The following is a 20,964-nucleotide window of genomic DNA, read 5'->3' on the forward strand; positions in this document are numbered from 1 at the left end:
CAAGCGAGCCGGGGCAATCCCGGCTCGCCAGTGATTAATGGGCGTCGATAAACACGATTTTCAGCAGGAACAGCACCGCCACGGCGATAACGCACGGGCTGATGTCGCGCCAGCGACCCGTTGCGGCTTTCATTACCGCATAGGAAATGAAGCCCAACGCGATACCTTCGGTAATCGAGAAGGTGAACGGCATCATCACCGCAGTCACAAACGCCGGTACGGATTCAGTCAGGTCATCCCAGTTAACGCGCGCCAGGCTGGAAGTCATCAGCACGCCGACATAAATCAGCGCACCCGCCGCGGCATACGCGGGCACCATGCCCGCCAGCGGAGACAGGAACATCACCAGCAGGAACAGAATCCCCACGACCACCGCAGTCAAACCAGTACGACCGCCGATGGATACGCCAGAAGAGCTTTCGATATATGCGGTCACGGACGAGGTGCCGATGAACGAACCGGCCACCGAGCTGATGCTATCCACATACAGCGCCTGCTTCATCTGCGGGAATTTGCCGCGAGCATCAACCAGGCCGGCCTTGTCGGTCACGCCAATCAGGGTGCCGGAGGAGTCAAACAGGTTTACCAGCATGAAAGAGAAAATCACCCCGGATAGGCCCAGATTCAGCGACCCAGCCAGGTCCACCTGACCGACCACATTACTGACGCTCGGCGGCATGGAGAACACGCCAGAGAATTTCACATCACCCAGCATAACGCCCAGCAGTGTGGTCACTGCGATGGAAATCAACACCGCCGCATGGATGTTGCGAGACGCCAGCACCACGATAATGAAAAAGCCTAATGCGCCCAGCAGCACACTATGCGAGGTCAGCTTGCCGACCGACACCAGCGTTTCCGGATTCGGCACGATAATCCCGGCGTTTTTCAGCCCGATCATAGCAATAAACAGGCCGATACCGCTGGCGATGCCCAGCCGCAAGCTGAGCGGTATATTGGCGATCATCCAGTAGCGCACCTGGAACACCGTCAACAATAGAAAGCCTACCGAGCCCCAGAAGATGGCGCCCATCGCCACCTGCCACGGCAGCCCCATCGTGCCGACCACGACAAAGGCGAAAAAGGCGTTCAGGCCCATCGCGGGTGCCAGCGCCACCGGCAGGTTAGCCAGCAGGCCCATGAAAATACTACCAAAGGCGGCGATCAGACAGGTGGTGACAAACACCGCTTTGGTGTCCATCCCGGCGGCACCCAGAATCTGCGGGTTGACGAAAACGATATACACCATCGTCAGGAACGTCGTGAACCCGGCGATGGTTTCAGTACGAGCGGTGGTGCCGTGTTGCTTCAATTTAAACACGCGCTCCAGCAGCCCCTGCCCAGCAGCGGAACCAGACTGAGATTTATCCATGATTAATGACCTAAAAAGAAGAAAGGAAAGATAATCGCCCGGTATCCTATACCAAAACGCGGAGCAGTTAACGCGCTGACGGGCTTTTTTTTCCCGACGATAACAATTTTCTATATCTCCAGCCTGTTCGCAGCGGTTTCGCCTCACTTCCCGACGGGAAAACGTTTGTCCACCACAAAGATAAACGTCAACAAGTCCCGCATTTCCACAAACATCGCATTATCCTGTCAGTCAGGTAAAGTGGGAATTTTCGTCTTTCTCACTTTTCGCTTTCCCAACAAGGAATGCCCATGTCCCTGATTGAATGTGTATTTTTCGACTGTGACGGCACGCTGGTAGACAGCGAAGTCATTTGCTGCCAGGCCTACGTCAACATTTTTATTCCTTACGGCGTGCAGTTGCCGCTGGATGAAGTGATCAAAACCTTCAAAGGCATGAAGCTCTACGACATTATCGACAGCATCAGCGAACGTTTCGGCCTGACGGTGTCAACCGAGCAGATGGAGCGCCATTTCCGCCAGGAAGTCGCGCGACTTTTCGACCTCTCGTTGCAGCCGATTGCGGGAGTACGGGACGTACTGGCAGTGCTGCAAACACCCACTGCGGTGGTGTCCAACGGCCCCGTCAGTAAAATGCAGCATTCGCTAGGGCTGACCGGCTTGCTGCCATTCTTTGGCGAGCACCTGTACAGCGGCTACGATATCGGCAAATGGAAGCCAGACCCGGCATTGCTGCATCATGCTGCGCAACAGATGGGCGTGGCAGTGGAAAACTGCATTCTGGTGGAAGATTCTGTTTCCGGCACACAAGCCGGTATTGCTGCCGGTATCCCGGTGTACTACTACTGCGCCGACGAACATAACGCACCAATCCATCACCCCTTGGTGACGATGTTCCACGACATGGCGCAGCTACCCGCGCTGTGGCAGGCTCGCGGCTGGGCGTTGACCACCGCCTGACAGCTCAGGCGGATTCGCGCAACAGCGACTCCTGCACATTTGGCGGCTTGCATCCGCCGAACAACAAACGACTATCTCGTTACCAATGACAACGCCCCGCACAGGCGGGGCGTTGAGAACATCGTCGGCATGAAGCCAGACTTATTCCGGTTTTTCGGCGTCTTTCTGCGCCAGCATTTTTTCCAGCGCGTCGCCGCCCAGATGACGGAAGTCCTGGCCTTTGACGAAGTAGAAAATAAACTCGCAGATGTTCTGGCAACGGTCACCGATACGTTCGATGGAACGGGCGCAGAACAGCGCGGTCAGCACGCTGGGAATGGTGCGGGAGTCTTCCATCATGTGGGTCATCAGCTGACGCACAATGCCTTCGTACTCTTTATCCACCTTCTTGTCTTCCATGTAGATGCGCTTGGCTTCGTCCAGATCCATACGGGCGAACGCGTCCAACACATCGTGCAGCATCTGTACGGTGTGGTTGCCCAGCGATTCCAGGCTAACCAGCAACGGCTGATGCTGATGGGAGAATTTCTCCAGCGCGGTGCGGCAGATTTTGTCCGCCACATCGCCAATACGCTCCAGCTCGGAAATGGTCTTGATGATCGCCATCACCAGACGCAGGTCGCTGGCGGTAGGCTGGCGTTTGGCGATGATGCGCACGCACGCCTCGTCAATGCTCACTTCCATCATGTTAACTTTGGCGTCGCCTTCGATCACGCGCTGCGCCAGTTCCGCGTCCTGGTTATGCATGGCGGTGATGGCGTCGGTCAGTTGCTGTTCCACCAGCCCGCCCATGGTCATCACCTGGGTGCGGATGCTTTCCAGCTCGGCATTAAACTGACCGGAAATATGTTTGTTCAGATTGAGATTTTCCATGATACTCCCGTAATCAACCGTAACGACCGGTGATGTAATCTTCGGTCTGTTTCTGCCGTGGCGCGGTAAACAGGGTATCGGTATCGCTGAACTCAATCAGCTCGCCCAGATACATAAACGCCGTATGGTCGGAACAACGCGCCGCCTGTTGCATGTTATGCGTCACGATCACCACGGTATAGTCTTTCTTCAGTTCGGAAATCAGCTCTTCGATACGGCCGGTGGAAATCGGGTCCAGCGCCGAGCAGGGTTCATCCAGCAACAGCACATCCGGACGAATGGCGATACCGCGGGCGATGCACAAACGCTGCTGCTGACCACCAGACAGGCTGTAACCGCTCTGGTGCAGCTTGTCCTTGGTTTCCTGCCACAGCGCCGCTTTGGTCAACGCCCACTGCACGCGCTCGTCCATCTCCGCACGCGACAGTTTCTCAAACAGTTTCACCCCAAAGGCGATGTTGTCATAAATCGACATCGGAAACGGCGTCGGCTTCTGGAACACCATGCCCACTTTGGCGCGCAACAGCGCGATATCCTGGTTATCGGTCAGGATATTGTTGCCATCCAGCAGGATATCGCCTTCAGCGCGTTGCTCCGGATAGAGCTGATACATTTTATTCAGGGTGCGCAGCAAGGTGGATTTGCCGCAACCGGACGGCCCAATAAACGCCGTCACCTGATTTTTAGCGATATCCAGCGTGATGTTTTTCAGCGCATGAAATTTTCCGTAATAGAAGTTCAGGTTGCGCACCTGGATTTTGCTGGCGGATGTCTCTGTGACCATACTCATCAAGACTTCTCTCTTCTGGCGAATCTGGCGAACGCCGCCTGCGCGACGCCCGGATATTCATTAATGTTGCTGGTAATTTTTTAATGTTGCTGATTAATTTGTCTTTTTGGCAAACAGCACGCGCGCCACAATGTTCAACAGCAGCACACACAAGGTGATCAGCAGTACCCCTGCCCACGCCAGCCCTTGCCACTCTTTGAACGGACTCATGGCGAACTTGAAGATGGTGACCGGCAGGTTGGCGATCGGATGCATCAGGTCCGTGCTCCAGAACTGGTTCGACAGCGAGGTAAACAGCAGCGGTGCTGTCTCCCCGGCGATACGCGCCACCGCCAGCAACACCCCGGTGATGATGCCGGAAACCGACGCCTTCAGGGTGATGGCCGAAATCATCTTCCATTTCGGCGTCCCCAGTGCGTAGGCTGCTTCACGCAAGCTGTCCGGCACCAGTTTCAGCATGTTCTCGGTAGTACGAATCACGATCGGCACCTGCAACAGCGCCAGCGCAATCACCCCCGCCCAGCCGGAAAAGTGCTCCATTTTAGCCACCACCAGCGTGTAAACGAACAGCCCCACCACAATCGACGGCGCCGACAGCAGAATGTCGTTAATAAAGCGAATCACTTCGGCGATCAATGATTTACGGCCGTACTCTGCCAGATAGACGCCAGCCAGAATCCCCAGCGGCGTACCAAACAGCGTTGCCCACAAAATCAACAGGCCGCTGCCGACAATGGCGTTAGCCAGGCCGCCACCCGCCGTGTTGGGCGGCGGCGTCATTTCGGTAAACAGCGACAGCGACATGCCGTCGATGCCTTTGGTCACGGTGGACATCAAAATCCACACCAGCCAGAACAGACCGAACGCCATCGTCAACATCGACAAAAATAACGCGAGACGGTTTTTCTGACGGCGCCAGGCCTGCATCTTGCGACGGGTTTCCAGCGAGTCAGAACGATTTTCAATGCCAATGCTCGCCATCAGCGTGCTCCTTCGTTTTTAGCCAGGCGCATGATCATCAGCTTCGAGCAAGCCAGCACGATAAAGGTAATCACGAACAGGATCAGGCCCAGTTCCATCAGTGCTGCGGTGTGCAGCCCGGTGTCGGCTTCGGCGAATTCGTTAGCCAGCGCGGAAGTGATACTGTTGCCCGGCATATAAAGCGAAACACTGTCGAGCTGGTAGGTGTTACCGATGATAAACGTCACCGCCATCGTTTCGCCCAACGCACGTCCCAGACCCAGCATAACACCACCGATCACCCCATTTTTGGTGAACGGCAGCACGATGTGCCAGATAACTTCCCAGGTGGTGCAGCCGATACCGTAGGCCGATTCTTTCATCATCACCGGCGTTTGCTCGAATACATCGCGCATTACCGCCGCGATGTAAGGGATGATCATAATGGCCAGAATCACGCCCGCAGCCAGAATGCCGATACCGAAGGATGGCCCGGAAAACAGCGAACCGATCAGCGGAATGCTGGAAAGCACACTCCCCACCGGTTGTTGGAAATACTTGGCAAACAGCGGGGCGAACACGAACAACCCCCACATGCCGTAAACGATACTCGGGATCGCAGCCAGCAGTTCAATCGCCACGCCAAGAGGACGTTTCAGCCAGCCTGGTGCCAGTTCCGTCAGGAACAGCGCAATACCAAAACTAATCGGAATAGCAATGATCAGCGCGATCAGTGAAGTCACGAGGGTGCCGTAAATCGGGACCAACGCGCCAAACTGCCCAGCGGGCGCATCCCACTCTTTGGTCCACAGGAAGGAGAAACCAAAGGTTTTGATACTCGGCCAGGAGGCGAAAATCAGGGAAACGATAATTCCGCCCAGCAGCAGCAACGTCAACAGGGCCGCCAGTCTGACCAGCGCCCCGAAGAGAATATCGCCCTGTTTTCCCGGAGGTGTAATGGTTGGCTTGTGTTCAGCCATACGTCTCTCTTCTTTCAGATAATAACTGCGTCTTTCAGATAATTGGGGGAGCCCCAATGAATGTCAGAGGTGGATACCCCGTTTCCGGTTTATCCACCTCTCGGTACTTACACAACCGATCCTACTAACCGCAATCAGTACAGCGCTTTACCGCTGCTGTCTTTGATCTGGGTTTTCCATGCTGCGCGTACCTGAGCAACGACTTCTTTCGGCAGAGTAGAATAATCCAGCGCGTTAGCCTGCTCGCCGCCTTTGTTGTAAGCCCAGTCAAAGAACTTCAGCACTTCTTTGCCCTGCTCTGGCTTGCTCTGTTCTTTGTGAATCAGAATGAAAGTGGTAGAGGTGATCGGCCATACATCAGCGCCTTTCTGGTTGGTCAGGTCCTGTGCGAAGGACTTGCTCCAGTCAATACCTTTAGCCGCGTTGCTGAAAGACCCTTCCGTCGGGCTGACAGCTTTGCCATCGGCAGAAACCAGCTTGGTATAAACCAGGTTGTTCTGCTTGGCATAAGCATATTCAACGTAACCGATAGACCCCGGCAAACGCTGAACGAACGCCGCGATGCCGTCGTTGCCTTTACCACCCAGACCGGTCGGCCAGTTTACGGTGTTGCCCGCGCCAATCTTCTCTTTCCACTCGCTGTTCACTTTAGCCAGGTAGCTGGTGAACACGTAGGAGGTGCCAGAACCGTCGGCACGACGCACCACAGCGATATCCTGATCCGGCAGTTTCACGCCTGGGTTCAGTTTAACGATGGCTTCGTCGTTCCATTTTTTGATTTTGCCCAGGTAGATGTCACCCAGCGTTTTGCCATCCAGCGTCAATTCACCGGCTTTCACGCCCGGCAGGTTAACCGCCAGTACGATACCGCCAATCACGGTCGGGAACTGGAACAAACCGTCCTGAGCCAGCTTGTCATCCGTCAGCGGCGCATCAGACGCACCAAAATCTACGGTTTTAGCGGTAATCTGTTTCACGCCGCCCGAAGAACCGATGCCCTGATAGTTAACTTTGTTGCCGGTTTCTTTTTCGTAAGAATCAGCCCACTTTGCATAAACCGGAGCGGGGAATGTCGCACCTGCACCAGTGAGGTTTGCCGCGGCAAAAGCAGAAACCGCCGTCAGAGAAAAACTTGCAGCAACGATACTGGCAACAGTGGTACGCATGAGTTTCATAATCCCTCCTGTGGGATACTTAGACGTGTAGACCCGGAGCTATTTGTTTAATCAGAGTGTAGTTTGCTGGTGGAGAAAATAGGTCAATTCAGTGACAGTAAAATGTACGCAATATGACAGTTGTGTGACAGGTGAGTCAGATTCGGCCGTTTGTCATAGTTTGACTGCTGCCATACCCCTATCGGTATTACATAAAAAAACAGCAATAACGCCAAAAGCAGCATCTGGTTTAAAGAGCAGAACACCGCACCACCATCCCTTTTAACGCCACAAAGTAATGTGCCTTTTATTTTTGCTTCCCTGGCTGTAAGCGCTAAAAAAACCTGTTCTATACTCAGATATGTAGCTGAAAAAGCGACGCTCTCACGTCAGGACACCACATCCCCTACAGGATGTTTCCGTTTTTTATTTTGGAGCCTGGCGGGTGTATTTTTTATTTTTTTATCAGGGGTTAAATGTAATTATTTTTTTGTTTTTAAAAGGAAAATTACAATGAAAAAGCATAATTCCGATAAGCAGCGCGTCGCAAAAATCAATGAGTATCATTTACTCGACTTACACTTACAGCAGTCCTTTCAAAACCAGGTCAAACTGTTTGCACGCATACTGAATTTTCCGGCAGCGTTTATCTCGATTATCGATCTGGACAAACAGTGGCTGATTTTCAGCGAAGGTATTGATATTGAATGCACGACCCGGGAGCTGGCATTTTGCAATTCGGTGATTGCCACCGAAAAGACCCTGTTGATCCCCGATACTCTGACAGACAATCAGTTTTGCAAACACCCATTGGTGACCGGCGCTCCGCATATCCGCAGCTACTTTGGCATACCTCTGGTGCTCGACGAGGTCGTGGTTGGTTCGCTCGCCGCCATCGACTACCAACCCCGCACGCTGGATGATGCCACGTGTGAAACCGCCGCCTTCGTCGCCAGCACCACCGAATCCTTGTTTAAACTGCATAGTAATCTGTTGTACCGGGAGCAGGAAATCCGGCTCCTGAACAACTCGTCCGTGGTGTTAATCAACTGGCAGCAGGACAATATGCTGCACATTTCCTACATGTCCCCCAACGCGCAGAACGTATTGGGCATTACGGAAGAAGACATCAGACACAACATCACGGTGATGGAAAACTTCATCCACCCGGACGACTACGAAAACCTGCTGTTCACGATGGATAACCATAAAAAAGGGGTGGCAAACCTGGAGTGCGAGTACCGTTTTATCTCTCCCAAAGGCAAAACCTTGTGGATTCGTCAGCTTTCCATCGCCAGCTACCATAACAATGGCAAACTCAGCCATATTCAGGCACTCCTGATCGATAACTCACATCAAAAATACCTGCAAAAACTACTGGTAGACACCAACACCCAGATGAGGCTGATATTAGAATCCTCCAGTCTTGGCACCTGGGATTGGGAATTGGAACGGCACACTATCCGTGTTAACAAACACTGGTGCGACATGATGGGCATCTCGCAGGACCAATTCGACTCCTCAATGGATTACTGGCAACAGCTGATGCACCCGCTGGATCGAGAAAGAATGGTGCAGGCAGCGGAATCCTGCATCACCGGTCAGGCAACCTTGATCAACGAACAATACCGGATGCGCCATAGTAAAGGCCACTGGGTATGGATTGAAACCTACGGCAAGGTGGTGGAATACAACGAAAAAGGCAAACCCATTCGGGTTGCTGGCACGCATCGGGATATTACGGAAAAGAAAAACAAAGAATTACAGGAAGAAGCGGATAAACGCTTGCTGGAGTTGATTAACCGGGCGCAAAAAATCTTTCTGGAAAAAACGGATATCCAGGAAGCCTGTATGTCCATCTTCAACGATCTGTTGTCTATCTCCGAATCAGAGTTCGGATTTATCGGTCAGGTCAGGGAACATGATGAGAAGAAAGTGCTACATATCGTCGCCATTTCCAACGTCAGTTGGAACGGCGACAGCAAGAACTCTTACGATACTTTTCTGCAAAACAAACTGCAGTTCACCAGCCTGGACAACCTGTTCGGGCATGTGGTGATAACCGGCAAGCCGGTTATCACCAATACGCCCCGCACCCATTCCGCTTCACGTGGTGTGCCACCAGGCCACCCGATTTTGCGTCAATTCATGGGGTTGCCGATCTACTTTCGTAACGAAGTCGTGGGCATGATTGGGCTGGGAAACCGGTTTGACGGATACAACGAAAAGCAATTGCATTTCCTCACCCCGTTCGTGGATACGCTGGGTTCGCTGTTCTACGCCCTGGAAACCCAGCGCGCCAGAGAAGAACTGGAAGAAAAACTGCTGGAAATGGCCAATACCGATGCTCTGACCGGCATTCACAACCGGCGCGCCTATATTCTGGAAACAGAAAAGTGCTATCGCAACCATGAAAAAAGCACCGCACTGGCGATCATCGATATCGACTTCTTCAAAAAGGTCAACGATCAATTCGGCCATCACGTCGGCGACGTGGCGATCTGCCGTCTGGCAGAAATTATTATCAGCAAACTGCGTACTGATGATTTCGTCGCTCGCCTGGGTGGCGAGGAGTTCGGTCTGATCGTCCACAACGCCAATCACGACAATGTGGACGCCATTATGGACGGGATTCGCGCCGAAGTAGAAAACACGTTGTTCACGGTTGACGGCTATTCCTTCCATTTTACCGTCAGTATCGGCGTGACATTTATCAAACACCGCAATGTTCCGAACCTGAAAGACAACTTCGAAAGCGACATGAAACGGGCCGACGATGCGCTATACGAAGCCAAGAACGCAGGCCGTAATCGGGTGGTGTGGAAGTAACAGATGAAACCGGGAAAAAACAAGCGAACCTGAAGCCGCCCTGTGTCGCTAAACACAGGGCTGGCACGGCTATGATGGCCAGCGCCGGAAAATCAGCGAAGTATTAATACCGCCAAAGGCAAAGTTGTTAGACTGGATATATTCCACATCAAGCTGCCGGGGTTCACCGATGATGTAATCCAGATCACCGCAATCTTCCGCAGGCTGACGCAAATTCAACGTTGGTGCGAACCATCCGGCACGCATCATCTCAATCGATATCCAGGCCTCCAGCGAGCCGCAAGCGCCTAGCGTATGGCCGAAATAGCTCTTCAACGAAGAAATCGGTGTGGTATTGCCGAAGATCGCCGCCGTAGCCTGGCTCTCTGCTACATCCCCCCGATCGGTAGCCGTACCATGCGCGTTAATATACCCGATATCGGCAGGCGTTAATCCGGCCACCCGCAGCGCACCTTCAATGCAGACTTGCATGGTTTCACGTTGCGGCTGGGTAATATGCGCCGCATCGCAGTTAGTGTAAAAACCAACCAATTCGGCGTAAATGGTCGCACCACGGGCCTGCGCATGTTCCAGTTCCTCCAGAATCAGCGTCCCTGCACCTTCGCCAATCACCAGGCCGTCTCGGTCGGCATCAAACGGTGCCGGTGTCGTTTCCGGTGCATCATTGCGCTGGCTAGTGGCGAACAGCGTATCGAAAACCGCTGCTTCCGACGGGCACAGCTCCTCAGCACCGCCAGCCACCATCACGGTCTGATAACCATGTCGGATCGCTTCCCAGGCATAGCCTATCGCCTGGCTGCCCGAGGTGCAGGCGCTGGAGGTGGGGATCACCCGACCGCGCAGGCCAAAAAACAGCCCGGCGTTCACCGCGGTAGTGTGCGGCATCATTTGTACATAAGTGGTGCCGGTAATATTATTGGTATGCTTTTCCGTCAGCATGGTAGCAAACTCGCTGACCGGGCCGGTGCTGCCGGTAGACGAACCGTAAGCAATGCCGGTTTCGCCATTGGTGAGCACCGAATGCCCCAACAGTCCCGCCTGCTCCAACGCCAGTTCCGTCGCCCGAGTCGCCATCAGCGACACCCGCCCCATTGAGCGAATCCGCTTACGGGTATAATGCTCCGGCAACTGGAAATCCTCTACCGGTGCGCCCAGCAGGGTATTCAGGCCGTCATAAACCTGCCATTCCGGCATACTGCGTACCGCGTTACGCCCAGCCAGCAACCCGCTGGCAACCTGAGCCCAGTTGTCGCCAAATGCGGTGACGCCCCCCATTCCTGTCACAACCACTCGACGCATTACAGCATACCTCCGTTGATTGAAATCACCTGACGGGTGACATAACCGGCAATATCCGACATCAGATAGCCAGCCAGTCCGGCTACTTCATCAGCCTGCCCCATCCGCTTCATCGGGATGAGTTTCATCGCCTCGTCGATAACAACCGGTTCCAACTGCGTCATGCCGGTTTCGATCAACCCCGGCGCGATACAGTTCACGGTGATTTTCCGCTTAGCCAGCTCAATCGCCAGCGCTTTGGTCGCGCCAATGATACCGGCCTTGGCAGCACTGTAATTAACCTGCCCACGGTTGCCCATAATGCCGGAAACTGAAGACAGCGTAATAATGCGCCCCCCCTGACGCAGGCCAATCATCGGCATGACACAGGGATGGATAACGTTGTAAAAACTGTCCAGATTAGTGTGAATCACACTGTCCCACGCTTGCTCGTCCAGCGCCGGAAACGCGCCGTCGTGGGTGATACCAGCGTTACTCACGACGCCATAATAGGCACCGTGTGCGTCAATATCCGATTCGATCACCGTACGGCACTGTTCCCGATCGGCAATATCAAACTGAATGCAACGTCCTTGGCCGCCCAGTTGGATAATCTTTTCCAGCGTCTCTTCAGCGCCGTTCCGATCACGGTGATAATGCACCACCATCAAAAAACCATCCTGCGCCAGTCGCAACGCAATGGCGCGGCCAATCCCTTTACTGGCTCCCGTAACTAATACCGAACGCGTCATTAATCGTTTTCCTGCTGTAATAATCGTTGTAATTCAGTCTCATCGGGCTGGTAGGTGTTTAACCGGCCCGATGCAAATACATCACCACCAATCAGAATTTCACCGTCAAAGCTGCCGATCTTGTCATCACGCATCAGTAGCGTAACGTTGACGTCCAGCAGGGAATCCGCCGGAAAAATAGCCTGCTGGCAACGGTAACCGCGGCCGCCTAGCAACATACCCGGCCGGGGTTTCTCATCCTGATGCTGACGCTGATGCCAGCCAGCCCAGACGCCGACCGTCTGAGCGATAATTTCGATACCAAACCAGGCGGGCAGATTACCATCATCATCCAGAAACGGCCCCAGTACGCTGCCCGGACTGACACGAACCCGGCAACAGGCGCTGCTGTGATCGACCCGGACTACCTCGTCCACCATCACCATTGGTGACTCGTGCGGCAGATAATAGTCGGCACGGCGATAGTTACTCATCGGCTTTCCCCAAAATCAGGCAGGCGTTATTACCGCCGAACGCAAAAGAGTTAGACAGGATCGTCGGCCGGGCCAGTGATGTCGGTACAGTCAGTAAACCGCAGGGCGGCAGGGTGTCATCCGGTTCGCCGTCTGAAAAATCCTGTGCGGGTAATTGCAGCTCACGCGTCAGGAGTAACCAACATAACACCGCCTCCCCAATGCCCGCCGCACCCAACATATGTCCGGTCAGGTGCTTAGTCGAACTGCACGGCACCGCCTCACCAAAAATTTCATGCACAACCGCAGCCTCAATCTGATCATTGAGCCGCGTCGCCGTACCGTGCAGGTTGATATATCCCACGTCGTGCGGCACCAATCCCGCCTGTTCCAGTGCCATGATAATAGCGCGTCTTGCCCCCACCCCCTCAGGGTGAGGCGCAGACATGTGATGAGCATCCGACGATTCACCTACCCCCAGCACCGCAACCGCCGCCGGTTCACGGCCAATCAGCATCAGCGCACCGCCTTCACCGATCGAAATACCATCGCGCTGGCGGCTGAAAGGCGTACAACGCCTGGCCGATAGCGACTCCAGGCTGTCAAATCCATTGATTGGCATACGGCTGAGCGTATCCGCACCGCCAACAATCGCCACATCCACCAGACCGGCTTCAATCAACCGTTTTCCGCTGATCACCGCTCGCACGCTCGATGAACAGGCGGTGGAGAGGGTATAAGCCGGGCCGGTTATCCCCAGATACGCAGCCAGAAAACGCGAAGGATCGCCCAACTCCTGCTGGGCATAACGATAGGTAGGCAAACCCTCGCTAATAAAGCGATCGGCCTCGTCCAGCCCCGAGGTACTGGTGCCCATGATAACTGCGACGCGATCAGCACCGAATCGCGCTACGGCCTCATCCACCTGTGGACGAATCTGTTCCAGTGCCGCCAACAGCAACCGGTTGTTGCGGCTGTCATGAGTCGTCAGATGTGACGGCACAGCCGGGAGCTCAGCCAGTACGTTGCCCGTCCAGCAGCTTTTACCCTGTAACAACCAGCGACTGTCAGGCCGCATTCCTGGCGCGCGCCCTGCTGCCAGGTTGCGGGCGATTTCATCCGCATTGTTACCCAGCGCATTGAGCAGACCGACGGCATGGATATAAATCATGCTAACCATCCAAATATTGAATAACAATGTGATAGCCAAACACGAGGTGCTTCACGCTGACTGGCTCCCGCTGATTATTACGCTGCTGGTAGCGAATCTCGACAATCAGCTCACCGTGGTTATCGCGTAGTTGGCGGATGTCGCCGTCGTCTTTCAGCGTCCAACCTGTCGGCAACTGCTGCTGCCAGGCTGACAACGGCCAATGACTGAGCATGATATCGGCCAGTACCTGACTGGCAGGCGGCAATTCTGGCAGCACCAGCGACTGTTCGGTATGTACACCGGTGGCGTCATAGGTAATGCGAAACAGGCGAATCCCCAACGATGACAGACCAGCCAGCGACAGCTGCCGCTGATCGGCGTGCAACAGCACCAATAACGATTGCTGTTTACCTTTGTAATTGCCCGTCAGCAATTGCTGTTGCTCCACGGTCGGTGTAATACCTGGTGCAGGCAACGTAACCTTCACGCCGGGTTTAAGCCACGCTTGCGGACGAGGATCCGACGGCTTACTGGCGCAGGCACTCAGCAACAACACGGCCGCCATCAGGATCAGATGGGCTGATACTCTCATTTTCGTTTCCCTTTTGAATCCGGCAACGCCAGTGGCGCCAGCAAAAAAGCGATAAAAATACCGGCGCACAACACAATGCCAAAACTACTGATGGCCTGTGTACTGCTGAACACCAGCACCCCCAGCGTCAACAATGTGGTGCACATCGCCAGCGTCACCGCCAGCAGCGAAGTCATGGGCGTACCGCGAGGATTGCCGAAGAACAAGGTGTAATTGATGCCGATACCCAACACCAGCACCAGCGCCAGCAATGAAAACAGATTGAAAGCGTGCCCACTGAACGCCAGCACCGCCACGCTACCCAGCAACGACAACACTGATGGCAGCACACTGATCAGACCGCGACGAATGCCCAGACGTAGCACATAACTCAACGCAATCACGCCGACGGCAACCGCCAGTAAGGAGCCAAGAATGAGGCGATACCGTCCAAACAGTTGATCAAACGTGCTTTTACGATCAATCCACACCACCCCCGGCAAGTCATGTGACAGTTTTTCCAGCTTGCCGCTGTCTCGCACACCATTTACTGGCACTAACACGCCGCTGGTGTCATTCGGCAACGTTAGCCACAATAACCGCCAGCCTTCGCTAAGCGGGCCGTTGAGCCAGGCGGGTGGCGTCACCGTCATTGGCCGGATATCCGGTTCGCCCAAATTAACGCCGGCATCATGCAGGCGGGACATCACGACAGGCGCAGCGTCAGCGATCAACTGCGCGTCCTGCTGTTGGCGCTGTAGAGAATTGAGCGGTAACAGACGATAAGCGGTGAAATCACGATTTTGCCGCGCCACTTCCAGCAAAGGAGCGAGTTTTTCAAGGCGTTGCAGCGTCTGCTCTGGCGAATCGCCATACACCATAAACCAGGTCTGATCGGCCTGCTGACCGGTCAGCGCGCTGATTTGACGTTCCTGCTGCACCAGCGATGGCGGCAGCGACTGCAACTGTGCGATATCGTCGTTCACATTGAGGTGCAACACGCCAATCACGCCAACCACCAATACCAGGCTGGGGATACCCCAGCGCACACGCGAATGACGACGCCAGGCTGCCAGCCACCGCCCCATCAGCACCATCGCGGGTATCGGCCGCACCGGCAAACCTCGTACCAAAAATGGATACCAGGCCATCACTGTCAGGCACGACGCCGTCAGCCCCGATGCGGCAAACACTGACAACTGCCGCAAACCGGGGAACGGTGCCAGCACGATGATCAGGTAGGCCACTACGGTGGTAGCGAGCGCCAACAGCAACGCTGGCAGCACCTTACGCAAACTGTCTTGCGGCGACACCGCGCCGCCGTGCACCATGCGTTCCGTCAGGTAATACAGGGTGTAATCGGCAGAAATCCCCACGATGCTGAGACTCATCACCAGCGTCATCAGGTGTATTTCGCCAAATAACAGCAACGTGCAAACCGTCCCGGTCAGTGCGCCAACCGCCACCGACAGCGCGCATAAGACCAGCGGCCGGGCGGAACGGAATACCAGAAACACCAGCAACAACACGCCCGCCACCGTAACGGTGCCCAGCGTCGATACATCGTGCCTGGCTTGCTGGCTGGCGTAGTCGCTGAACAATAACGTACTGCGGGTCAACACCTGTGCGTGCGGAAACGCGGTGCGCAATTCTCCCTGAAATCGCGCCAGTTTTTCCACAAGTTGATGCCCGGCGGTCATATCAAACGCACTGCCACCCGGCAGTTCACCATGCAGGAAGTACCAGGTATGCCCTTCCTTGTCCCTGACCGTCAGCCACCCTTGCGTCAACCCCATCTGACTGGCCTGCTGTTGCAGCGCCAGTTGAGAACCTCTTACCAGCAGTAACGGGTCATGCGTCAGCTCCATACCACTGACACCGGCAAAAGCAGAATACAGTTGCGACAACACCCAATCAGCCTGAGCATCACCGCCCTGTTGCAAACGCTGGCGGGTGGCACTATCTATCAACCCGTTACGATGCTCAAAAGCAAAACGGCCCCATGCTTGTTGCTGCTGTGCGTCCACCGGCCCGTTGACCTGTTTCAGTTCAGGCAGTGAGCGCAATTGCTGCAACCAGCGCTCGGCCACCGCCGGATCAGCCTGATCTCCCGCTGTCACCAGCCACACCATTTGCCGGTCGAGCCGCTGCATGAATCCCTGCTGAAGTTCAGGCGGCGCGTTGCCCATCGTCTGGCCCGGCAACAGAGCCAGCACGCTGCTGTTGATTCTTGATTGCGGCCACAGTAACGCCAGCGCCAGCAGCAACAGAACGATGATCGCCCCCCAGACTATTGCCGCGCGACGATGCCAGTCAGAAAACGAATCGGGTCTGCTCGTCATCGCTTAACACCTGGGGAGTAATTCGCTGATTGCTCAGGATAATGCGGGTCATATCCCCCTGACGATCGTCGATCACGATCTCGTCAAGAAAGGCTTGTCCGTTCAGGGTTATAGCATTGAACAGCTTATCCAGCGGGGAAACTTTCGGGGTCAATACCAAACGCCAACGCTGTTGACCCAAGTCGTTAAAATCGACCCGGAAATTCTGCTCCAGCACCTGGCGGTCGGCCTGAAACAGCGCCCGCAACAAATGGTTGAACTGGAACATCTGTGGCTGACTTTCTGCGGTGACGATCTGCGGCGGCTGACCGTTCATCACCTGCACCATACGCGTGTCATCCAGCACCAGTGTCATCGGGAAGGGTTTGGCCTGATGCCACCACAGCCCTTTCTGGCGGGCAATCAGCATCGCACCGCTCGATTTAAGCGGCTGTGCCATCCCTTTAATTTGCCGCATCTGGGTGAAATCAGCCCGCACCACTGGCTGGCTGCTAAAGCGTTGCTGTAGTTCATCCAGAGTAACCGCCTGTGCCGCCATAACCGACATGCCTATCAATACCATAACGGCTGACAGAGTTCTTTGTACCCTCTTGATCACGTTCACAGCGTTACTCCCAGGCGCTCCAACAAAACTTGTGGCGAAACAAAACTCAAGGTCTTGCTGCCCTCTTCCACCGCCACCTGAATGGTATAACCGGTGGTGGTGCGTTGCCCGCTTTGCACATCGAAAATCTGGTAGGCGATGCGCAGCCGGTTTTCCACTTCCTCAATCGTCGCCCGCACACGAATCCGCTGTTCGTAGGTCAGCACTGAACGGTATTTCACCCGGGTATCCACCACCGGCCAGACGTAACCAGAGGCTTTCATTTCCCGATAGCCGTAATTGAATTTGCCCAGCAACGCTTCGCGCGCCACCTCGAAAAAGCGGAAGTAATTGCCGTGCCAGACCACACCCATCGGGTCGCAGTCATGGAAAGAAACCACCAACTCAACCTCATGGCTAAGATTGAGATCCGTTAACGCACTCATGTGTTTTCCCCATCAGCAGGTGTGTCATCCGACAACTGCCAAAAATCGAAAAAATTGAACCAATCCAACGGCGCTTTCAGCGCGTGGTGTTCCAGCCGCCCAGCGTAGCGATCCACCACCTGTTGCAAAGCGCTCTGACGATGGGCGCGCGGCAACAAAATCGGGTCGGCGAACGGTTCACAATAAACGCGTAACTTGCCGCGCTCACGAATGGCGAACATCAGCAATACCGGACAGCGCAACGCCGCCGCCAGCACGAACGGCCCCTGGGGAAACGGTGCTGGCCGACCAAGAAACGGGCTCCAGACCACCCGCCGCCCGCCGCCGCGCTGACGATTAACCGCGGTGCGATCGCCCACGACAGCCACCCATTCACCCGCATCCAGTTTCTGTTGCAGCAATATGGCGGTATCCGGGCCGATATCACTGACCGGAATCAGATTAACCCCGGCTTGTGGTGCCACCGCTTCCTGAAGCTGTCGGAAACGCTGGGCATTGTCGGTAAACACCAGCGCATTGATCACCAGCCCGCTAACCTGACGGGCTAGCCCACGGCACACTTCGATATCGCCGAGATGAGATGCCAGAATCAGTTGCCCGCGCTGTCTTCCCTGATTGATGGCCTCCAGCGCTCCCGGCGCGAAATCGATATCCCGTCCCCATTGCAGGTCGCCACGCCAGCTGGCGATTTTATCGATCATGGCGTGACCAAAACGCAGAAAATGGTGATAGCTGGTTAACGGACGCGGCAGGCCGACATGATGCTGACGGGCATAAAGACGCACTGCGCGCAGCCAGTTCTGCGAGGCTTTGCGCTGCGGACCGCCGGTCAGCCAGTAAAACGCAATTACCGGCCACAACAGCAGGGTAAAGGCCCGGCGGCCAAACCACCGGTAAACCTGTAGCATGAAACGCATCCCCAACATGCCCTTGCGTTCATTGATGGCCGCCCAGTGTGGTTCACGGCGGCGTTTGAGCAACGACGGAATACGCGGCAACATGCCGAAAAATAACCGGGTATGCATCCAGGAAATGCGCAGGTTGTCGCGCAGCGCATCAAAGTGAGACACCCCATTGTCAGGGTAAACCACCCGTGTGGGTACAAAGCGGCTGAAGGTGCCGCCCCAGTATAACCGCACCATGATTTCGGTATCGAAGTCCATACGACGGCCAATCGCCCGCTGCGCCGACAGCGCCAGCGTCGGCGCGATGGGGTAGACCCGGAACCCGCACATGCTGTCTTTCAGCGACAACGACAGCGTTTCGATCCACACCCAGACGTGGGTGACATAACGGCCATACAACCGCGAGCGGGGCACCGACGCATCGTACAGCGGTCGCCCGGAGATCAGGCACTCTGGCCAGGCACGTGCTTCTGTCAGCATACGCGGTGTATCTTCGATATGGTGCTGACCGTCGGCGTCAATCTGTAGCGCATGGCTGTAACCGGCATCCGCTGCCATTGCCAGCCCGTGCATCACGGCGGCACCCTTGCCGCTGTTTTGCGCCAGCCGAAACAGCGTCACCTCGGCGAATTCGTCCGCCAGACGAGACAGCACCTGCCGTGTCGCGTCATCACTGCCGTCATCAACGATCAACACCGGCAGGCCAAACGGTGCCAACCGTGTCAGCACGCTGCGCATCATCGCGCCGTGGTTGTAACAGGGGATCACCACACAGGGCGAAAATTCACGGCTCATCGACATAATCGGATTTTCCCGCTGCTAGCCGCCTGCCCAGTCTGTGCCGATGCATCCGGCCCATTAGCCACAATCGGTTCATTAGCCACAATATGGTAACTGAACGTCAATTGTTGCTTTTCTTCCAACCAATTCAGCGTCAGCCGCAAGGTTTTATCCGGCAATACCGGGTGTTGAAATTTGATGTTTTCCACCGAGAGAAAGCGCCAGCCAGGTGCCAGGAGCTCACGGCCGTAATGCAACGCCCAGTCAAGCTGCGCCACGCCGGGCAATAACGGTTGTTGTGGGAAATGACCATCGAACCAGAACAGGTTCGCGTCAATATACAGCAGCAATTCCGCCTGTGATGCAGAGCAGACGCGCGACAGTTCAACCGGCAGCATGAAACAACTCCTGTATTTGCGGCCAGGCGCGTTTGCTCTGACTGTTGAGGGGAATAGTGTCGACAATGCGCCAGAACCGCGGCATCGCCACCGGCTCCAGCCATTTGTGCAACTCATGGCGCCACTGGCGTTTCAACGCAGGAAGCCCGACGGGCGTCATCGGTGATTTCAGCACCAGCACCACACCAATGCCGCTTCGATCCTGCCGGGTCACCTGCAAGGCAACCGCGTCATCAATTTCCGGCAGCGACAGTAATCGACGCTCAATCTCGCTGAGCGAAATACGCTTATCTTCAATTTTGACAATACGATCGTGACGCCCGCACAGTTGGAAACAGCCGCGCTCATCAAACGCTAGTTTGTCGTCCAGTTTCATGCCTTCAAGCTGCGGAATAAGAGCGGAACGCGCCCACCAGCCCTCATCATCATCATCCCCCTGAAACGAAACACCAGGGAACGGCTGCCAGACGGTTTGTTCATCTTGCCGGGAACGCCACCCCATCACGCCGGTTTCCGTGCTACCGTAAATTTCATCCACCGCGCTGCCTAACCACTGGTGCGCAGACTGTGCGCACGGCCACGGCAGGACGCCGCCAGCCGAAACAATCAATTCGCAAGACGGAGCCTGGAGGGAGTGGTCAATCCGGCGCAAAAACGCCGGACTGCTGATAAAGGCATAACGACGATCCGATGAATGCGCCGCTAGCTGCTCGCTATATAACACCTGACGGCTGTCGAAACTAAGCCCCAGCGACATCGGCAACCAGATACGAAATGTCAGCCCATACATATGCTGGTGGGTAACCGATGCCATCATATGGCAGCCATGCAGACGTTCGCCCCACAACCTGACCAGCCAGCGCGCTTCTTCATCCATGCAGCGTATCGGCTTTCGTACCTGACGAGGTTTACCGGTGGAACCAGAAGTGAACAGAATCAGACAAGCATCGTCGGATATTGGCGGCAGCGCATCTTCGATGTAATGGCCTTCTCTCTGTAGCGCTTCAGCCGAAAGATAAAAACAGCGACAAGCCAGCGTCATGTGATTGTCGGTCAACAGCCCGTCAAATTCATCATTCTGTTCACGCAACACGGATTCACGACAATGGCCGTAAATCACCGGTGTTTTCCCGGCGTGCAGCGCCGCCAGCAGCGCTACGGTAAACAGATAGCTGTCTTCAAAACACAACGCCCAGCGTGATTCACCACAAGAGATCAGTTGCTGGCAGAGCGACATCACCTGATGACGCATCATCGGCAAGGTAAAATCCTGCTTACCGTTGGTGGCGACCAGGCGCTCGATTGACGCGTCGTCGTTGGTTAACCAGTCATTCAATGACCGGGCGGTCACATTATTCATTCCGTCACACTATTCTTCTATCATCCG

General features: G+C 55.2%; 19 protein-coding genes. 2 read left to right on the forward strand and 17 right to left on the reverse strand.

Annotation, left to right across the window (positions count from 1 at the left end; genetic code table 11):
* Positions 1 to 34 precede the first annotated feature (34 nt).
* The gene (locus OB87_RS04200) at positions 35 to 1,372 is read right to left on the reverse strand and encodes an NCS2 family permease (protein WP_033568179.1); all 1,338 of its coding nucleotides are present in this window, start codon (positions 1,370 to 1,372) and stop codon (positions 35 to 37) included.
* Between the two features lie 290 nt (positions 1,373 to 1,662).
* On the opposite strand from OB87_RS04200, the gene yieH reads away from it, so the two are divergent.
* Positions 1,663 to 2,331, forward strand: coding sequence for a 6-phosphogluconate phosphatase (gene yieH, locus OB87_RS04205; RefSeq protein ID WP_033568180.1), 669 nt, complete (start codon positions 1,663 to 1,665; stop codon positions 2,329 to 2,331).
* Between the two features lie 141 nt (positions 2,332 to 2,472).
* Here yieH and phoU read toward each other — a convergent pair whose 3' ends face one another.
* The 5 genes from phoU to pstS all read right to left on the reverse strand — a co-directional run bounded on the left by phoU (position 2,473) and on the right by pstS (position 7,109).
* Positions 2,473 to 3,204 carry a phosphate signaling complex protein PhoU gene (phoU, locus tag OB87_RS04210; RefSeq protein WP_033568181.1) on the reverse strand — a complete coding sequence of 244 codons (732 nt, stop codon included), beginning with the start codon at positions 3,202 to 3,204 and terminating at the stop codon, positions 2,473 to 2,475.
* A gap of 13 nt (positions 3,205 to 3,217) precedes the next feature.
* Entirely contained in the window at positions 3,218 to 3,994 is a 777-nt protein-coding gene (gene pstB, locus OB87_RS04215) for a phosphate ABC transporter ATP-binding protein PstB (protein ID WP_013320134.1), read from the reverse strand.
* A 93-nt stretch (positions 3,995 to 4,087) separates the two neighbouring features.
* A complete protein-coding gene (gene pstA, locus OB87_RS04220) occupies positions 4,088 to 4,975 on the reverse strand; it encodes a phosphate ABC transporter permease PstA (RefSeq protein WP_033568182.1) in 888 nt (295 codons plus the stop codon).
* The gene (gene pstC / locus OB87_RS04225; protein WP_033568183.1) at positions 4,975 to 5,934 is read right to left on the reverse strand and encodes a phosphate ABC transporter permease PstC; all 960 of its coding nucleotides are present in this window, start codon (positions 5,932 to 5,934) and stop codon (positions 4,975 to 4,977) included. Before pstC ends, pstA begins: the two co-directional genes overlap by 1 nt.
* A 134-nt stretch (positions 5,935 to 6,068) precedes the next feature.
* Complete coding sequence (gene pstS, locus OB87_RS04230; protein WP_033568184.1) at positions 6,069 to 7,109, reverse strand: phosphate ABC transporter substrate-binding protein PstS; 1,041 nt, start codon at positions 7,107 to 7,109, stop codon at positions 6,069 to 6,071.
* Between the two features lie 492 nt (positions 7,110 to 7,601).
* On the opposite strand from pstS, the gene OB87_RS04235 reads away from it, so the two are divergent.
* On the forward strand, positions 7,602 to 9,917 hold the full coding sequence (locus OB87_RS04235; RefSeq protein ID WP_033568185.1) for a sensor domain-containing diguanylate cyclase: 2,316 nt from the start codon (positions 7,602 to 7,604) through the stop codon (positions 9,915 to 9,917).
* A 69-nt stretch (positions 9,918 to 9,986) separates the two neighbouring features.
* On the opposite strand, the gene OB87_RS04240 is transcribed toward OB87_RS04235, so the two are convergent.
* From OB87_RS04240 to OB87_RS04290, 11 genes are read right to left on the reverse strand one after another with little or no spacing between them, the layout of a single operon-like run.
* Positions 9,987 to 11,216, reverse strand: a complete 1,230-nt coding sequence (locus OB87_RS04240; protein ID WP_033568186.1) for a beta-ketoacyl-ACP synthase — start codon at positions 11,214 to 11,216, stop codon at positions 9,987 to 9,989.
* Positions 11,216 to 11,947 carry a 3-ketoacyl-ACP reductase FabG2 gene (locus OB87_RS04245; protein ID WP_033568187.1) on the reverse strand — a complete coding sequence of 244 codons (732 nt, stop codon included), beginning with the start codon at positions 11,945 to 11,947 and terminating at the stop codon, positions 11,216 to 11,218. Before OB87_RS04245 ends, OB87_RS04240 begins: the two co-directional genes overlap by 1 nt.
* A complete protein-coding gene (locus OB87_RS04250; RefSeq protein WP_033568188.1) occupies positions 11,947 to 12,420 on the reverse strand; it encodes an ApeP family dehydratase in 474 nt (157 codons plus the stop codon). The genes OB87_RS04245 and OB87_RS04250 overlap by 1 nt, the downstream gene beginning before the upstream one ends.
* Positions 12,413 to 13,570, reverse strand: coding sequence for a beta-ketoacyl-[acyl-carrier-protein] synthase family protein (locus OB87_RS04255; RefSeq protein ID WP_033568189.1), 1,158 nt, complete (start codon positions 13,568 to 13,570; stop codon positions 12,413 to 12,415). Before OB87_RS04255 ends, OB87_RS04250 begins: the two co-directional genes overlap by 8 nt.
* A 1-nt stretch (position 13,571) precedes the next feature.
* Positions 13,572 to 14,144, reverse strand: coding sequence for a DUF3261 domain-containing protein (locus OB87_RS04260; RefSeq protein ID WP_033568190.1), 573 nt, complete (start codon positions 14,142 to 14,144; stop codon positions 13,572 to 13,574).
* Positions 14,141 to 16,465, reverse strand: coding sequence for an MMPL family transporter (locus OB87_RS04265; RefSeq protein WP_033568191.1), 2,325 nt, complete (start codon positions 16,463 to 16,465; stop codon positions 14,141 to 14,143). The genes OB87_RS04260 and OB87_RS04265 overlap by 4 nt, the downstream gene beginning before the upstream one ends.
* The gene (locus tag OB87_RS04270; protein WP_235425234.1) at positions 16,437 to 17,012 is read right to left on the reverse strand and encodes an outer membrane lipoprotein carrier protein LolA; all 576 of its coding nucleotides are present in this window, start codon (positions 17,010 to 17,012) and stop codon (positions 16,437 to 16,439) included. Before OB87_RS04270 ends, OB87_RS04265 begins: the two co-directional genes overlap by 29 nt.
* A 53-nt stretch (positions 17,013 to 17,065) precedes the next feature.
* A complete protein-coding gene (locus tag OB87_RS04275; RefSeq protein ID WP_033568193.1) occupies positions 17,066 to 17,494 on the reverse strand; it encodes an acyl-CoA thioesterase in 429 nt (142 codons plus the stop codon).
* A complete protein-coding gene (locus OB87_RS04280) occupies positions 17,491 to 19,200 on the reverse strand; it encodes a glycosyltransferase family 2 protein (protein ID WP_033568194.1) in 1,710 nt (569 codons plus the stop codon). The genes OB87_RS04275 and OB87_RS04280 overlap by 4 nt, the downstream gene beginning before the upstream one ends.
* The gene (locus OB87_RS04285) at positions 19,191 to 19,577 is read right to left on the reverse strand and encodes a 3-hydroxyacyl-ACP dehydratase FabZ family protein (RefSeq protein ID WP_033568195.1); all 387 of its coding nucleotides are present in this window, start codon (positions 19,575 to 19,577) and stop codon (positions 19,191 to 19,193) included. Before OB87_RS04285 ends, OB87_RS04280 begins: the two co-directional genes overlap by 10 nt.
* Positions 19,564 to 20,937 carry an AMP-binding protein gene (locus OB87_RS04290; RefSeq protein WP_033568196.1) on the reverse strand — a complete coding sequence of 458 codons (1,374 nt, stop codon included), beginning with the start codon at positions 20,935 to 20,937 and terminating at the stop codon, positions 19,564 to 19,566. The genes OB87_RS04285 and OB87_RS04290 overlap by 14 nt, the downstream gene beginning before the upstream one ends.
* Positions 20,938 to 20,964 lie beyond the last annotated feature (27 nt).

This window comes from Dickeya undicola (genome assembly GCF_000784735.1).
GTDB classification, from domain to species: domain Bacteria; phylum Pseudomonadota; class Gammaproteobacteria; order Enterobacterales; family Enterobacteriaceae; genus Dickeya; species Dickeya undicola.

Bases quoted from the DNA above. Each gene is read 5' to 3' on its own strand.
- pstA (WP_033568182.1), bottom strand. From the start codon at position 4,975: ATGGCGAGCATTGGCATTGAAAATCGTTCTGACTCGCTGGAAACCCGT.
- pstB (WP_013320134.1), bottom strand. From the start codon at position 3,994: ATGAGTATGGTCACAGAGACATCCGCCAGCAAAATCCAGGTGCGCAAC.
- OB87_RS04265 (WP_033568191.1), bottom strand. From the start codon at position 16,465: ATGACGAGCAGACCCGATTCGTTTTCTGACTGGCATCGTCGCGCGGCA.
- OB87_RS04285 (WP_033568195.1), bottom strand. From the start codon at position 19,577: ATGCTGCCGGTTGAACTGTCGCGCGTCTGCTCTGCATCACAGGCGGAA.
- OB87_RS04245 (WP_033568187.1), bottom strand. From the start codon at position 11,947: ATGACGCGTTCGGTATTAGTTACGGGAGCCAGTAAAGGGATTGGCCGC.
- yieH (WP_033568180.1), top strand. From the start codon at position 1,663: ATGTCCCTGATTGAATGTGTATTTTTCGACTGTGACGGCACGCTGGTA.
- OB87_RS04280 (WP_033568194.1), bottom strand. From the start codon at position 19,200: ATGTCGATGAGCCGTGAATTTTCGCCCTGTGTGGTGATCCCCTGTTAC.
- pstS (WP_033568184.1), bottom strand. From the start codon at position 7,109: ATGAAACTCATGCGTACCACTGTTGCCAGTATCGTTGCTGCAAGTTTT.
- OB87_RS04200 (WP_033568179.1), bottom strand. From the start codon at position 1,372: ATGGATAAATCTCAGTCTGGTTCCGCTGCTGGGCAGGGGCTGCTGGAG.
- OB87_RS04235 (WP_033568185.1), top strand. From the start codon at position 7,602: ATGAAAAAGCATAATTCCGATAAGCAGCGCGTCGCAAAAATCAATGAG.
- OB87_RS04260 (WP_033568190.1), bottom strand. From the start codon at position 14,144: ATGAGAGTATCAGCCCATCTGATCCTGATGGCGGCCGTGTTGTTGCTG.
- OB87_RS04250 (WP_033568188.1), bottom strand. From the start codon at position 12,420: ATGAGTAACTATCGCCGTGCCGACTATTATCTGCCGCACGAGTCACCA.
- phoU (WP_033568181.1), bottom strand. From the start codon at position 3,204: ATGGAAAATCTCAATCTGAACAAACATATTTCCGGTCAGTTTAATGCC.
- OB87_RS04290 (WP_033568196.1), bottom strand. From the start codon at position 20,937: ATGAATAATGTGACCGCCCGGTCATTGAATGACTGGTTAACCAACGAC.
- pstC (WP_033568183.1), bottom strand. From the start codon at position 5,934: ATGGCTGAACACAAGCCAACCATTACACCTCCGGGAAAACAGGGCGAT.
- OB87_RS04275 (WP_033568193.1), bottom strand. From the start codon at position 17,494: ATGAGTGCGTTAACGGATCTCAATCTTAGCCATGAGGTTGAGTTGGTG.
- OB87_RS04255 (WP_033568189.1), bottom strand. From the start codon at position 13,570: ATGATTTATATCCATGCCGTCGGTCTGCTCAATGCGCTGGGTAACAAT.
- OB87_RS04240 (WP_033568186.1), bottom strand. From the start codon at position 11,216: ATGCGTCGAGTGGTTGTGACAGGAATGGGGGGCGTCACCGCATTTGGC.
- OB87_RS04270 (WP_235425234.1), bottom strand. From the start codon at position 17,012: ATGTCGGTTATGGCGGCACAGGCGGTTACTCTGGATGAACTACAGCAA.